This is a genomic window from Rhizobium indigoferae (assembly GCF_034554815.1).
Classification (GTDB): domain Bacteria; phylum Pseudomonadota; class Alphaproteobacteria; order Rhizobiales; family Rhizobiaceae; genus Rhizobium; species Rhizobium leguminosarum.
Window position 1 is genome coordinate 23,698 of record NZ_CP140639.1, and the last position, 13,400, is coordinate 37,097.

The 13,400-nt window shown below is 55.3% G+C and carries 11 protein-coding genes and 1 pseudogene; 1 reads left to right on the forward strand and 11 read right to left on the reverse strand.

Features of this window, described 5'->3' with window-relative positions; all coding sequences use genetic code 11:
• Positions 1 to 167 precede the first annotated feature (167 nt).
• The 11 genes and pseudogenes from U5G49_RS35415 to U5G49_RS35465 form a co-directional block, all read right to left on the reverse strand.
• Entirely contained in the window at positions 168 to 1,268 is a 1,101-nt protein-coding gene (locus U5G49_RS35415; RefSeq protein ID WP_193446696.1) for an aspartate kinase, read from the reverse strand.
• Entirely contained in the window at positions 1,265 to 2,290 is a 1,026-nt protein-coding gene (locus U5G49_RS35420) for an aspartate-semialdehyde dehydrogenase (protein WP_193446697.1), read from the reverse strand. Before U5G49_RS35420 ends, U5G49_RS35415 begins: the two co-directional genes overlap by 4 nt.
• A 451-nt stretch (positions 2,291 to 2,741) precedes the next feature.
• The gene (fdxB, locus tag U5G49_RS35425) at positions 2,742 to 3,059 is read right to left on the reverse strand and encodes a ferredoxin III, nif-specific (RefSeq protein ID WP_193446698.1); all 318 of its coding nucleotides are present in this window, start codon (positions 3,057 to 3,059) and stop codon (positions 2,742 to 2,744) included.
• A 13-nt stretch (positions 3,060 to 3,072) separates the two neighbouring features.
• Complete coding sequence (locus tag U5G49_RS35430; protein ID WP_193446699.1) at positions 3,073 to 3,423, reverse strand: hypothetical protein; 351 nt, start codon at positions 3,421 to 3,423, stop codon at positions 3,073 to 3,075.
• 25 nt (positions 3,424 to 3,448) lie between these two features.
• Complete coding sequence (gene nifN, locus U5G49_RS35435; protein ID WP_193446700.1) at positions 3,449 to 4,768, reverse strand: nitrogenase iron-molybdenum cofactor biosynthesis protein NifN; 1,320 nt, start codon at positions 4,766 to 4,768, stop codon at positions 3,449 to 3,451.
• A 53-nt stretch (positions 4,769 to 4,821) separates the two neighbouring features.
• Entirely contained in the window at positions 4,822 to 6,243 is a 1,422-nt protein-coding gene (gene nifE / locus U5G49_RS35440) for a nitrogenase iron-molybdenum cofactor biosynthesis protein NifE (RefSeq protein WP_193446701.1), read from the reverse strand.
• A 53-nt stretch (positions 6,244 to 6,296) separates the two neighbouring features.
• Positions 6,297 to 7,838, reverse strand: coding sequence for a nitrogenase molybdenum-iron protein subunit beta (gene nifK, locus U5G49_RS35445; protein ID WP_193446702.1), 1,542 nt, complete (start codon positions 7,836 to 7,838; stop codon positions 6,297 to 6,299).
• A gap of 96 nt (positions 7,839 to 7,934) precedes the next feature.
• Entirely contained in the window at positions 7,935 to 9,419 is a 1,485-nt protein-coding gene (nifD, locus tag U5G49_RS35450) for a nitrogenase molybdenum-iron protein alpha chain (protein ID WP_193446703.1), read from the reverse strand.
• A gap of 103 nt (positions 9,420 to 9,522) precedes the next feature.
• Positions 9,523 to 10,416 carry a nitrogenase iron protein gene (gene nifH, locus U5G49_RS35455; protein ID WP_105009837.1) on the reverse strand — a complete coding sequence of 298 codons (894 nt, stop codon included), beginning with the start codon at positions 10,414 to 10,416 and terminating at the stop codon, positions 9,523 to 9,525.
• 849 nt (positions 10,417 to 11,265) lie between these two features.
• Complete coding sequence (locus U5G49_RS35460; protein WP_322790970.1) at positions 11,266 to 12,288, reverse strand: IS3 family transposase; 1,023 nt, start codon at positions 12,286 to 12,288, stop codon at positions 11,266 to 11,268.
• Positions 12,219 to 12,368, reverse strand: a pseudogene (locus U5G49_RS35465) (transposase); the annotation flags it as partial. The gene U5G49_RS35460 and the pseudogene U5G49_RS35465, both read right to left, overlap by 70 nt.
• 381 nt (positions 12,369 to 12,749) lie before the next feature.
• On the opposite strand from U5G49_RS35465, the gene U5G49_RS35470 reads away from it, so the two are divergent.
• Positions 12,750 to 13,208 (forward strand): TlpA disulfide reductase family protein, encoded by a 459-nt coding sequence (locus tag U5G49_RS35470; protein WP_193444974.1) that lies wholly within the window; start codon positions 12,750 to 12,752, stop codon positions 13,206 to 13,208.
• Positions 13,209 to 13,400 lie beyond the last annotated feature (192 nt).

The window sequence follows — 13,400 nt, forward strand, 5'->3', positions numbered from 1 at the left end:
CGATGAAGACTGCATGTTGAACGCGACGATGAGCCGGGGTTATCAGGGCGGCGAACAGGCGATCTCCGCTAGCGATCACCCGGCTACCAAGTCGAAGCATCCTGGGCCGATGGCCCGATCAAGCGACTTCGCCGCCGCCTCCATTCGGGCGTCGCCTGTGGCGCTGTTTAGTCGTTCTCTATCACAAGATCGCCAACGGCTGCAGGATACATATGTTCGTGGATGTCTTGCGCATGTACCATGGCGCTCTCGTAGTCAACGTGAAGGTGGACGCGCGACATCGCGCCATTAAGCTCGGTCACCACGACCTTTGATCCGATGGCAACGGCGCGCGTGCCTGCCGTGGCGACCAGGCGCATCGCAAAATCGATGTCGGTTATGATGCAAAGGCAGGGCCTGCCGTCCTCCTCAAAGCATATCGAGCTAATATCGTGTTGATCAAGAAGCCCAAGGAGAGTGTCGCGTTCTGCAACACTCGCGACAGCTAATACTGCTGTGTCGCGTGCTACTGTCACGGAACCGGAGTATCCGTGGCCTGTGACGATCGTGCCCGTCGCCGCTCCGTCACTAGTGAGTGCTTTGCAAACTATGGTGACCGCGTGCTTTCTAGCATAATCCACTGCCCTATGGTGAAGCACCTTTGCGCCCTGCCGCGACATCTGCGCGATTGTCCAATACCCAATCTTCGGGATTAATCGTGCCCCTGGTACAAGATGAGGATCTGCCGTGTAGACGCCCTTAACATCTGAATATATTTCGCAAGCTTGCTCTCCCAACATAGCTGCGATCACGACTGCTGTCAGATCGGAGCTGTTTCTGCCGAGAAACGTAAGTTTGCCCGAGTGATCAATCGCCTGACCACCCGCGGCAATGACAATGTCATGCTTCTGAAGTGCAGCCCTGATTGGCTGAGGATCCACGCTTTCTACTGACGCTCGGCCGAAGTCTGAATTCGTGCGTATCCCGAGGGCATAGCCGTTCAACGACGTTACGGGAATCCCAAGGCTGCTGACTGCAGCATCCAACAGGCAGGCACTTAGCATCTCGCCGGTGGCAAGCGCCGCATCGAGATTCGATGACGATGCTTCCCTGTTGACGCCAAGCATGGTTTCTTTCAGCTTGTCGGTCATTCCAGACATTGCGCTGACCACGGCGATAATCTTATTTCCTCCTGCAGTCCGCAGCTCAGCTAAATGCCGAGCAACTCGAGCGTAATGACAAGGATCTCGAAAACTCGAACCCCCGAATTTGACTATAGTCGTCTTCATGTTTCACCGATCAAGTTATTGGCGATCGCAAGCTGTGCGATGAGGAGTGCGTTGAGTGCGGCCCCAACCTGAAGGTTGTCGGCTACCACCCACATCCAAAGCCCGCGCGGATTCTCGGGATTAACTCGGACCCGTCCGACGTGAACATCTGCAGGATCTCCCAGAAAGCGCGGCGTTGGATAATCATTAGCATAAAGTCGAACACCTGGTTCATTTGCCAAGAGCTCACGGACCTGTTCTAGTCGAACATGATCGTCGAACTCGACGTATACCGCCTCGGAATGGCCCGTCCTTACCGGCACTCTAACGCAGGTGGCGGTTAACTGCAGATGAGGCATACCGAAGATCTTCCGTGACTCTTGAACCAGCTTGCGTTCCTCAAGAGCCACGCCTTCCCGGCAAATCTCTCCGATCTGGGGTATGACATTGAATGCGAGAGGGACAGGGAAGCTCTCCGCAGCGGGTCCGGCACTCCCCTCGAGCCAGGCTTCGGCACCGTCTTCTAGCTCGTTAATCCCGCGCAGGCCAACTCCAGACGCGGCTTGATAGGTAGTCAAAAGAACCTGGTGAACGCCGAACGTCGCCATCAACGGTCTCAGTGCCCGAACTAGCTGTATCGTGGAGCAATTTGGGTTTGCTACCATTCCAGACGGTGGACGAACCGTAAGTGAACACGCGTTAACTTGTGGTACGATGAGTGGTACGTCAGGCTTCATTCGAAAGGCATTCGAGTTATCAATCACCAAGGCTCCTTGGGATGCGAACCGAGCCCCCCATACGGCGCTTACGTCGCCGCCTGCAGAGAAGAATGCAATGTCGGTTTTGGTATCACCGATATCGCCGATGTCGCGGAGTGCCTCAACCAGGTATGTTTGATCTCGAAACTTGAGTTGGCGCGCACCCGAACTGGAGGCGAACAGCCTCAGTCGATCGATCGCAATCTCGCTTTTTTCCAATAGCTGGATCAGGGCCGTTCCGACCGCCCCGGTTGCTCCAACGACAGAAATATCTAATGCTCTCATCGGTATCCTCATTCAGAAGCTCGTGGTTGGATCTTGCTTTCAAATTTCGAAGCTCACTTCGGCCGCCCAGGGATGTAACCTAAGACTGTCGAACTCGGCGGCGGGTTTACATGCTCCGAGGTCGACCACATCAGGTCCGGACGGCTTGGGCATGACTGGTTTGACTCGCGACAGTCGCTTCGGCGACGCAAAGAATAATCACAGAGAGGTAGGTCGCGGCTTGATGCACAGTTCAATGCTTCCTGTCTTCAGATCGTTGGACTTTCGACCTAGTGTTTCCTGTGATGATCGCCTCCGAATGGCAGAGTGGATGCCCAAAAAGAGCTTCGCGTCGCATGGCTGGATTTACTTTCACGCAAAGCTGCCATGCTACGTTCTCCACGCGTTCGAACCGATGCGATTGTCTCGCACTGTGAATAGCGCCTGCGGCTTCTACCGCTCCGAACGGAATTCAAGATACTGAACGATGATCAACAGCGATATGAGTCTGGCAGTTCTTGGGGCAGACCCGGGCGCACGCTCCGCAGCCGATACAGCGGCCGGGATAATCAATGACCATGATCACGCGACTGAGCTCACCATTAAAGTCGTCCTGGCCATCGCAGACACCGAGCATTTCACCTGCTTCATCGATGCCGTAGGGATGCATGACCTCACGTGAGCAGACCTTGAAGCAGCGACCGCAGCCGATGCACGTCGCAGGGTTAATCGAATTCAGATATTCCGGCATCCATCGGGACCCGTCGCGAGTCACGGATGAGCTTGTCATAGATTCCTCCGATTTAGCGAGTTCTGCCGATGACAAATGTGACCGCCGAAGGCGCGCCCATTGCGAGACAAAATGCGAGCTGGCAGCTGTCTAACGCCGCTATCTTCGCCCCGGTGCAATCCTCACCTTCCCTTCGGTGTCTTCCGATCTCGTCGGAGATGTCTTCTAACCCAGCGGCTTGCACGAAGGTCCACGCGTCGCGTATCGCGTCGTAGATGGCCAATCGTTTGGCCGATTCAAACTGCGCTTTCAGTCCTTTCATAGCTTGAGTGGAGATCGCAATTCGCAAAGCGCCTACCTGCCGTTTCGGCAGTTGTTGGTGGAGTCTCCCATTGAAGAGCGAGAGGCGACGAATTGATCTCATTTGCGATTCCCGCCTGTCGGTTGAGTCAAGTGGGCCAGGGGTTCGGAGGGTGGTTAGCCTGAATGATGTTCGCGAAGTCGAAGATCACGTCGCGGGTCCCTCGGTACAAGATTGTAAGCTTGTGCTGGCTGCCGAAGCGGTCGAACATGGGGAACCCCACCCGCATCAGCGGGACGCCGAGACGTCTGGCAGCTTCTCGGCCGTGCGAGTGTGTGACGATAAGATCGGCTGTTGCGGCGAGACTTTCCAGATCACTGAGATCGCCGACTTTGACGGTCTTCGCCGGTACCATCTCGAGCGCCTTCGAAGTGCCGGTCGTGGTGACCGCGGCCGCAATTTCCGCACCCATGGCAGTAAAAAATTCGGAGAACTGGAAAAGTTGATCGGGCTCGGAAGCGATTGCGATCTTCTTGCCAGCCATATGGGAATGTCCGTCTAGCATGGCATCCTGCAACTGCATTCGATTGCGGCGGAGATTGAGCGGTGCCTGTCTCCGTGAAACAGCGGCAAGCACGCGAATAAAGCGATCGACGTTCTCGAGGCCCGTCAGCGATCTAAACAGCACGTAGGGCACGCCGGTCAGTCTCTGCAGCGCTTCAGCCGGTCGCCGCATATGCTCACCGATTGCGATACACTGCATCGTCGCACCGAGATCGCGGATCTCCTCCAATTTCGTGCCGCCATACGTTGTCGGCATCCATTCTTCCGGGATGGAGCCGTCGAGCGCTCCGGATACGTCGGGCAGAATAACCGGGTCGAGCCCGAAGCTTACGGCCGTCTCGCGCAGATGTTCTATGTCAGCAACTGTTAAATTCCAGCCAGGCAAGATCGCGATCTTCCTCGGATTACGATACTGCTTGTCAGGTCGCGCTATTGCCTTGATCATGGCGGTAACAGCTTTAGACCAACCCTCCTCTATCGCACCGTCAAAGTCCGGCGTGTTGGCGAGTACCACTTCAGTGCCCATAAGTTCGATCGCCCGCCTGCGTTTGATGTTTTCGAGGTCACCAGCGACATCCTCGTCGCGGGCCTCTACCGATGCGGTCGTGCATATCCCGATCAGTCGTGGCCTTGTGCGGGCTTTGAGGCTGAGAATTGCCTCTTCGAGACGATCCGCGCCGCCGACGATTATCGCGGCTTCGTTCATCGCCGTCGTTTGCAGCGGGATCGCTTCATTGAAATGCCTCACGAGCAGTGCGAGCGCGAAGCTCGTACATCCCTGGCTGCCATGGAGCAGAGGTATTGCGCCGTCGACGCCCAGAAAGGCGAAGGCAGCACCAAGCGGCTGCGACGACTTCAGGGGGTTGACCGCCGCCGACTTAGTTTGAGATACGACGCGTGCCATAGTACGACCTCAACATTCTTTGCGAGTGATCTCGCGGTTTTGGTTCGACGCGCTTACGCTTCTCTTTTCGCTCGCTTTTCAGCGACTAAGGCCGGCTCCCATGGCGCCGGCTCGCGCACCTGCGGCCACATCGGATTGTGGATTGCCAGGTCAATTTGTCGAGTAAGATGCACCATTCCCTCATAGCCTGCGTAAGCGTGATGACGCTCCTGATTAATGTCGAGCCAGGGCAGTTTTGCCTTTAGCGCTATATACTGGGTGCGTCCGCCCGAGAGCATGATGTCAGCCTTTCGTTCGAGTAAAAACGAGAATAGTTCGCGTGGCGCCATCGACTCGAATAGGAGGTTCTCCTCCTTCAGAGTCTGCTTGACCCGCTCTTTATCTTCGACCGTCGACTTCTTGACTGATGTGCCGACGACCTCCATTCCGATCTCCATCAAGGCGTGGACAATCGACCAGGATTTGACACCGCCTGTATTTAGAAGCACGCGCTTGCCCTCGAGGCGAGGCCGGTAGGCTTCTAGTCTCTTCCACGCCCTTTCCTCTTCTTCCGCTACAAGGATTTCCGTGCGATGCAAAAGCGCGGGATCGGCGCCCCTCTTTACAAGCAGATCGGCAATCCGCCGGAGTGCCTCCGAGGTGCCAGAGATGCCATAGAAGGAGCCTTCGAAAAACGGAATGTCCCAGCGTTCCTGCATCTCACGGGCCAGATTGACGAACGCTGTCGAACACACCGTCATCGCTGCGCGTGAGCGGTGGGCGGAGGCGACTTGCAGATAGCGCGCGTCTCCCGGAATACAGGCACGGACGCGGATGCCAAGCCTATCCAAGAGCGGCTTCACCAGCCAGAACTCACCCGAGAGGTTGAATTCGCCGAGTATGTTGATGTCGCAAAGGCCTGGTTCATCAGGCTCCACCGTGCCTATGACATGCTCGAGCAGCGCCTCGCCTGCTAGCTTGTTGCCGAGGTTCTTAGATCCGACAAAGCCCGGCGCATTGACCGGCACCACCGGTAAGGCAAATTCATCCGTCGCTCGCTTACAAACAACGTTGATGTCGTCACCGATCATCGCTGTAACGCAGGTTGAATAGACGAAGATTGCCGCGGGCGCATACCCATCCTTGATTTCCCGGATGGCTTTAAAGAGCTTCCGTTCACTGTGTCCCATCACAATGTCGATTTCCGTGAGATCAGTGGTGAAGCTGCTGCGCCAAAGTGTTGGACCTGACGAGGCAGCGCCACGGTTGTCCCAGGAATTTCCCTCGCAGGCGAGCGGCCCGTGAATAAGGTGCGCGACATCGGTGATCGGCTGCAGTGCGACCTTGGCGCCGTCGAAAGCGCAACCGCCCACGGCCGTTCCTGGGCCCATTGGCCTCGCGCAATTCCTTCGGCGCGCCTTAGGACCCCTGCTGCCGCTCCTTTCACTCGCGAGCTCGTGGAAGGCATCTTTGATTTTGGCGTTGTGCGAGGACATTCGTCTGCCTTCATATCTGGTTGACAGATAGGCCGCCTGGCCGGCCGCCGCTCTTAGCGAGTGAGGTCATACGAATAGTCTGTCACACCCGCGTGCATTGTTTCGCGATCGAGGTTGTCGAAGATCTTGTCGAGAATCGCCGTTAGAAGACGCAGTCCGCCTTGGTAGCCCATGAGGGGGAATCGATGATGATGGTGCCGGTCGAAAATTGGAAACATCAGCCGAACCAGTGGGGTACCGGTGTCCCGTTCGAGATACTTCCCATAAGAATTTCCGATCAGGAGATCCACCGGCTCGGTGAAAAGTAGCGAGCGCAGTGCCCAGAGATCTTTGCCTGGCCAAACCTGTGCATTCTTCCCGAAGGGCGAGGATGCGAGGAGTTCCTTCATCTCGTCTTCCCAAGCTGAGGTACCATTTGTAGCGAGGCAGTGGGTTGGCTCGCCGCCGGTCTCCATGATGAAGCGTGCCATCGCATAAACGAAATCTGGATCGCCGTAGATCGCGTATTTTTTTCCGTATAGCCAAGCTTGGCTGTCCGCCATCGCATCGACGAGTCGGCCGCGCTCCAGACGGATCGCCTCAGGAATTTCTCTGCTGGAAATCTCCGATATCACCATCAGAAGTTCGTCGGTAGCTTCGACGCCGAGAGGGTAGTGGAAGGAGGTCGCCGCTTGTCCAACGTCTCTGCAATAATCCAGCGTCTTGCGAGTGTTGTAATGCTGCAGGGACAATGTCCACTCCGCGTTCAACGCCGCCTTCACGTCACTGATGCTGGTCCCCCCGTCATACATCCGAAATTTGCCATCGGAAGGCGTATCGAACTGGTCTGACGAGTCCTGGATGAACACATAAGTCACTCGCATCAAGTCGAGCAGGCGTTTTAATTCGCGATTGTTCCCAACGCAGAAGCCATCAAATCCAGGAATGATGTTAATAGAAGCGGTGGCTTCCTTTCGCGCGGCATCCTTCCAGAAATTCTCCAGCACACCTTTTACCATGCTGTCGTAGCCATCGACATGGCTGCCGACAAAGGCAGGTGTGTGGGCGAAGGGGACATCGAAATCGCGCGGGACCGAACCTTCACTTTTGGCGTTTTCGATAAAACCATGCAGGTCATCTCCGATGACCTCGGCCATACATGTGGTCGACACCGCGATCATCTTCGGGTTATAGAGCTTGTACGTGTTGGCGAGACCGTCGACCATATTCTTCAGGCCACCAAATACAGCGGCGTCTTCTGTCATCGATGACGAGACCACCGATGTCGGCTCCTTGAAATGGCGCGATAGGTGCGATCTGTAGTAGGCAACGCAACCTTGGCTGCCATGGACGAACGACATCGTTCGCTCGAATCCCGCCGCTGCGAAGACCGCGCCGAGTGGCTGGCAGGCTTTGGCTGGATTAACGACAAGGGCTTGGCGGGCCAAGTTTTTTTCGCGATATTCCCAGGTCTTCGTGAATTCGCGTTGGTCAGACACCACGTGATCCGGGTGTGGGCATTCGAAGTTCAGCTTTTTCTCGGCCAACATTTGCCTGTATTCCGGCTCGCAGAATAGGGGCGCGTGGTCGAGAGTTTTCTTAGCTGATTGCGGCATAGGGGTCACCTCTTTCAATCTGGCCGCTGCTCAAAGGCGGTACAGAAACCTTCGTCGCTGGCCTTGGGCGTTTTTCCGCGCGAAACCGCTCGGTTCTCACTCAGCAACCGCCGCCCAAGCGCGGTCATTCTTCCAGGGCGCGTCGTAAAGACCCCAAACTGGATTGTTGATTGCCATATCCATGTCCCGGGCGAAAATCGCGAAGCCGTCATAACCGTGATACGGACCAGAATAGTCCCAGGAGTGCATCTGACGGAATGGAATGCCCATTTTCTGCACCGGGTATTTTTCCTTGATGCCGGACCCGACGAGATCGGGCCGAATGCCCTCGATGAATTTCTCCAGTTCGTAGCTAGTCACGTCGTCGTAGATCAGCGTGCCTTCTTTTACGTAATGGCCGGTGCGCTGATAGTCGTCGCCATGACCGAATTCGTAGCCGGTTCCTACGATTTCCATTCCGAGGTCCTCATAGGCGGTGATGACGTGACGAGGACGCAATCCGCCGATGTAGAGCATCACCCGTTTGCCAGAAAGGCGCGGCCAATATTTATCGATCACAGCCCAGACTAAGGGTTGGTATTTGGCTATGACTTTGTTGGTTCGAGCTTCGATCTCCGGCCCGAAATGCTTGGCTATGTTCTGCAGCGAGGCTGCGATCTGGAATGGGCCAAAGAAATTATACTCCATCCAAGGAATGCCATATTTTTCCTCCATGTGTCTGGAGATGTAATTCATCGACCGATAGCAGTGAATGAGGTTGAGCTTGGCTCTCGGCGCGCGCTCCACTTCGGCGAGAGTTGCATCTCCAGACCAGTTGCCGACCACGCGCAACCCGATCTCCTCGAGCAGGATGCGCGAGGCCCATGCATCCCCGCCAATGTTATAGTCGCCTATGACATTTACGTCGTAGGGACCTGACTCGAATTTTAAGTCTTTCTTGTCGAAGACCCAATCTCGAATTGCGTCGTTGGCGATGTGGTGGCCAAGCGATTGCGACACGCCACGGAAGCCTTCGCAGCGTACCGGCACAACAGTCGTTGCGTGTTCTTTGGCCTTTTTTCGCGCTACGGCCTCGATATCGTCGCCAATCAGACCGATCGGACATTCGGATTGCAGGGTGACGCCATTGCTTAGCGGGAAAAGTTCAGCGATCTCATCGATGACTTTTTCCAGTTTCTTGTCACCACCGAAAACGATATCCTTTTCCTGAAAATCGGATGTAAATTGCATGGTCACGAACGTGTCGATGCCCGTCAGGCCGACGTAATAGTTGCGACGTTGCGACCAGGAATATTGACCGCAGCCGACAGGCCCGTGTGAAATGTGAACCATATCCTTGATTGGTCCCCAGACGACACCTTTTGAACCGGCGTAAGCGCAGCCGCGGATCGTCATCACGCCTGGAACAGACTTGATGTTCGACTTTACCTCGCATTCGCTGGTCGCGTTTGCGTCCTTTTCGCTCGTTGCAACGCTAAGGTGCTTACTGCGGCGCTTTGCTGCTTTGTCCGGATATTGCGACAGCACATCTGCTATAAGCTTCGCATGTAAATCACTGTCATTGGTGTATTTGAAGGTCATTGACCCAACCCCTTGGAAAATCCGGCTGAAGCCTCATCGGCGAAACCATCCCTCACGGGATGGCGGGCGCTTTACATGTCGCTGCGCGCTAGTGTCAGTGTGATCACTGGGCAGCTTTCAACTTGGCATCCCTGGCTTGAAGTTCGGCAAGCATCTGCTCGTCGGTCTTCATGATCCCGAAATCGAGAAGCATGTCCTCAAGCTCTTCCATGGTGATGGGGGTCGGGATGGTGCCTTTGCCGGAGTTGTCATGTATTCTTTGGGCAAGTGTCCGGTACTCGGCCGCTTGCTGAGAGTCCGGCGCATATTGGATCACCGTCATCTTTCTAAGCTCGGCGTGTTGGACGATGTTGTCGCGTGGCACGAAATGGATGAGCTTAGAATTTAGTTTGGCAGCCAGCGCTTCGGCGAGGTCGATTTCGCGGTCGGTCTGACGCTCGTTACAAATGAGGCCACCCAGGCGCACGCTCCCGCCTGCAGCATATTTTAGAATGCCCCTGGCGATATTGTTGGCGGCATAGAGGGCCATCATTTCGCCGGACATGACGATATAGATTTCCTGAGCTTTGTTTTCACGGATCGGCATCGCGAAGCCGCCGCAGACAACGTCACCGAGCACGTCATAAGACACGTAGTCGACATCGTTGTAGGCGCCGTTCTCTTCGAGAAAGTTGATCGACGTGATAACGCCGCGTCCCGCGCAGCCGACACCTGGCTCCGGGCCGCCAGACTCCACGCATTTGATCCCTTTATAGCCGACCTTGAGCACGTCTTCGAGTTCAAGATCTTCAACCGAACCTCTCGTTGCTGCGAGATCAAGAACCGTATCCTGGGCCTTCGAGTTCAAGATCAGGCGCGTAGAATCAGCCTTAGGGTCACAGCCGACGATGAGGATCTTCTGCCCATGGTCCACAAGGGCGGCTAGCGTGTTTTGGGAGGTAGTGGACTTGCCAATGCCGCCCTTTCCATAGAATGCGATCTGACGCAGAGCTGCCATGCTTGGCGTTCCTTCATGTGTTCGAAGCAATGCGGTTATCCCGCAACGCGGATGCGGAGGCCGTTCCGCTGCCTCGCAATAGCTCTCAAGATTCGTGCCAAGCAGGTCGATTGAACTGACGAACAATAATTCGCTGCGATTCCAGTTATATGCGCGCAAAAAATGCGGGATTCAGGAAGAGAGCGTCTGTCAGGTAACCGACAAAGGTGATGACAATGTCGCAAATTGATTGTCACACTCTGAAGGGCGAACGAGTGGTACTGGCCCTTTGTGCAATATCTGACAAACCGAAAGGATGTCTCATTCCATGTGTATCTTCTACGGCTATTGTTCCAAATAGCCTATATCTATCGCCAGCGGCCGTAACGAATTTCCGATCACTTGCCGCAAAGCGCTGTGATTCGCGCCTCGTCTGGTGCCCTACATAAGGTTAACTTCCTGCTCTGCTGTCGGTCATGATAGTGGCAGTGACGTCAACAAAGCTCTCGCCCCTGCACAGGCGGTCAGCAACCAAGACCCTTAGACGGCAAAGAAAACGCCACTTTCTGACAACACGTCGTGCGGCACGGTCCTATTGAACACGGATCTGCTCGAATGCTCTTCAGCGTGGCACCGTCCTTACAAGTGGCTTAATGGGCATTAGCCCGGCGCAGATCGTTCAGAAAGTTCTGCCTTTCAGTGGCGTCCCATCCTTCGCCAGCTTCAGAAGAAATGATCTGCTCGTAATTTTGAGGCCTTCGTGGACTTTGACCTGCCACTGAACTTTCATCCAGCGGCGACTAGAGCCTCGGTGCTTTTTGAACCGCCCCAGGTTTCTGGACCAGCTGAGGCTTGAGTTTCCGGCTTCATTCAGGGAGGCGGGCTGGTTGCGCCTCCTGATTTCATCAGCGAGATCGGCACCTTATTGCCGATCGCACCATGTGGCCGAAACTCATTATACTCTCTACGCCAATCCTCCATCTTTTCGCGGGCATCCGCAAGGGTCAGGAACCAGTGCTGGTTCAGACATTCGGCGCGGAAGCGGCCATTGAACGCTTCAATGAACGCATTGTCGGTCGGTTTGCCGGGGCGTGAGAAGTCCAAGGTGACGCCTTTGGCATAGGCCCAAAGGTCAAGATCGCGAGACACGAACTCAGTCCCCTGATCCACCCTGATCGTCTTCGGATAGCCAACTTTCCGGCATACTCGTTCCAGGGTTTGCACGACATCTTCACCGCGATAGCTGTGACGTGGATCAAGCACCGGTACGTAACGCGAGAAGGTATCGACCACCGTCAAGACGCGCAGCTTCTTCCCAGTCGCGAGTTGGTCGTGAACAAAGTCCATAGCCCAGACATCGTTCGGACCGACTGCCATTTGCCGATCCTCCCGCAGCTTGGCTTTGACTCGCCGCTTCGGCGTCTTGTTGCGCAGTTGAAGACCCAAGTCCTTGTAAATGCGATAGGTTCGCTTGATGTTGGTGCCCCAACCCTCGCGTTCCAACAGCACATGCACACGACGATAGCCGTAACGGACACGCGTCTCGCAGATCTCTCGAATACGACGTTCCAGACCGGCCTGATCGGCACGGCGAGAGGTGTAGTGGTAGGTCGAACGATCAAAGTTCAGCGCCTCACAGGCACGCCGGATCGAGATCGCCCAATCGCGGCACATGCCCTTCACCACCTCCCGCTTGCGAGCAGGCCTTAGAGCTTTCGCCGGATGACGTCCTGCAGCATCTCGCGATCGAGCGTCAGATCTGCGACGATCCGTTTCAGCCGAGCGTTCTCGTCCTCGAGTTGCTTCAGCTTCTTCATCTCCGGCGGCAACATGCCGGCGTATTTTTTCTTCCAGTTGAAATAGGTCGCCTGGCTGATCCCCGCCTTGCGACAGATCTCCGCGACAGACACACCTTCATCACCCTGTTTCAAAATGAACGCCTTTTGTGCGTCTGAAAACTGCGATGCCTTCATCGTCTTCCGTTCCTTTCCAAGCCAGGAAAATGCACCGGAAAACTCTAACCAAAACTGGTCCAGTTTGAAGGGTTCAGATCAGGTTCAGATCACTTCTCCCCGTCGGGGGTCGTATTTGGCAAATTCCAAATGTCTTAATTAACTGGGGTACGTCACGGGTTACGGCATTGTCGCTACCTTTGTCGGTTACGCGACAGGGAGTTCGTTTTCTCAATGAAGTATTTTATGCCCACATAACTGGAATCGCAGCGAATTATTGTTCGCCAGCTCAATCGGCCTGTTTGGCACGAATCTTGAGAGCTATGCGAGGCGGCGGAACGGCCGACGCATCCGCGTCGCCGGATAACCGCGTTGGTTTGAACATGTCAAGGAGCACCAAGAATGCCCGACCTGAAGGTAGGAGACCTAGCACCCTCAATCAACGATCTGGAGTGGGTTCGTGGCGAGCCTCTTGAGACTTTTCAACGTGGCAAAGTTTACATTATCGCGTTTATAACAACTACCTGCCCAGCATGCGCGCGCGAGATGCCCCGTCTCAGGCAACTGCAGAAGAAATACCGAGATGTTGGTCTTGACGTCATCGGTGTCGTATTACTTGAACGCGATTCAACGGTGGCTGAGACTCGAGCCGATGTGGACGCATGGCTGAACCGGACGTGCCCAAATCTGAATTTTGGGATAGGGGTCGATTTAACAGGCCAAAAATACAGGCTCTGGATGGAGCCGAGCCATTCTACAGAAGTGCCTACCCCTTTCATCGTCGACCGCGACGGAAACGTCGCCGCTATCGACCCTACGGACCTCGATGACGCTGTGCCGAAAGTGCTTGACGGCCGCTAACGCAAGGCCACGCGGCATAGACGCAAGCTCAGGGCCAACCGAAGGCATGCAAAACACAGTGGAGTGCAGACATAGCTATTTGCGCATTGGCTCTTCACCTCCGTCGATTAAAGCGCAGGACTGGCTGCGTGGCAATCTCATTTCGGCCCTCAAGCCCAGCAAGATATATATCCTCGAGTTCTTCGCAACATG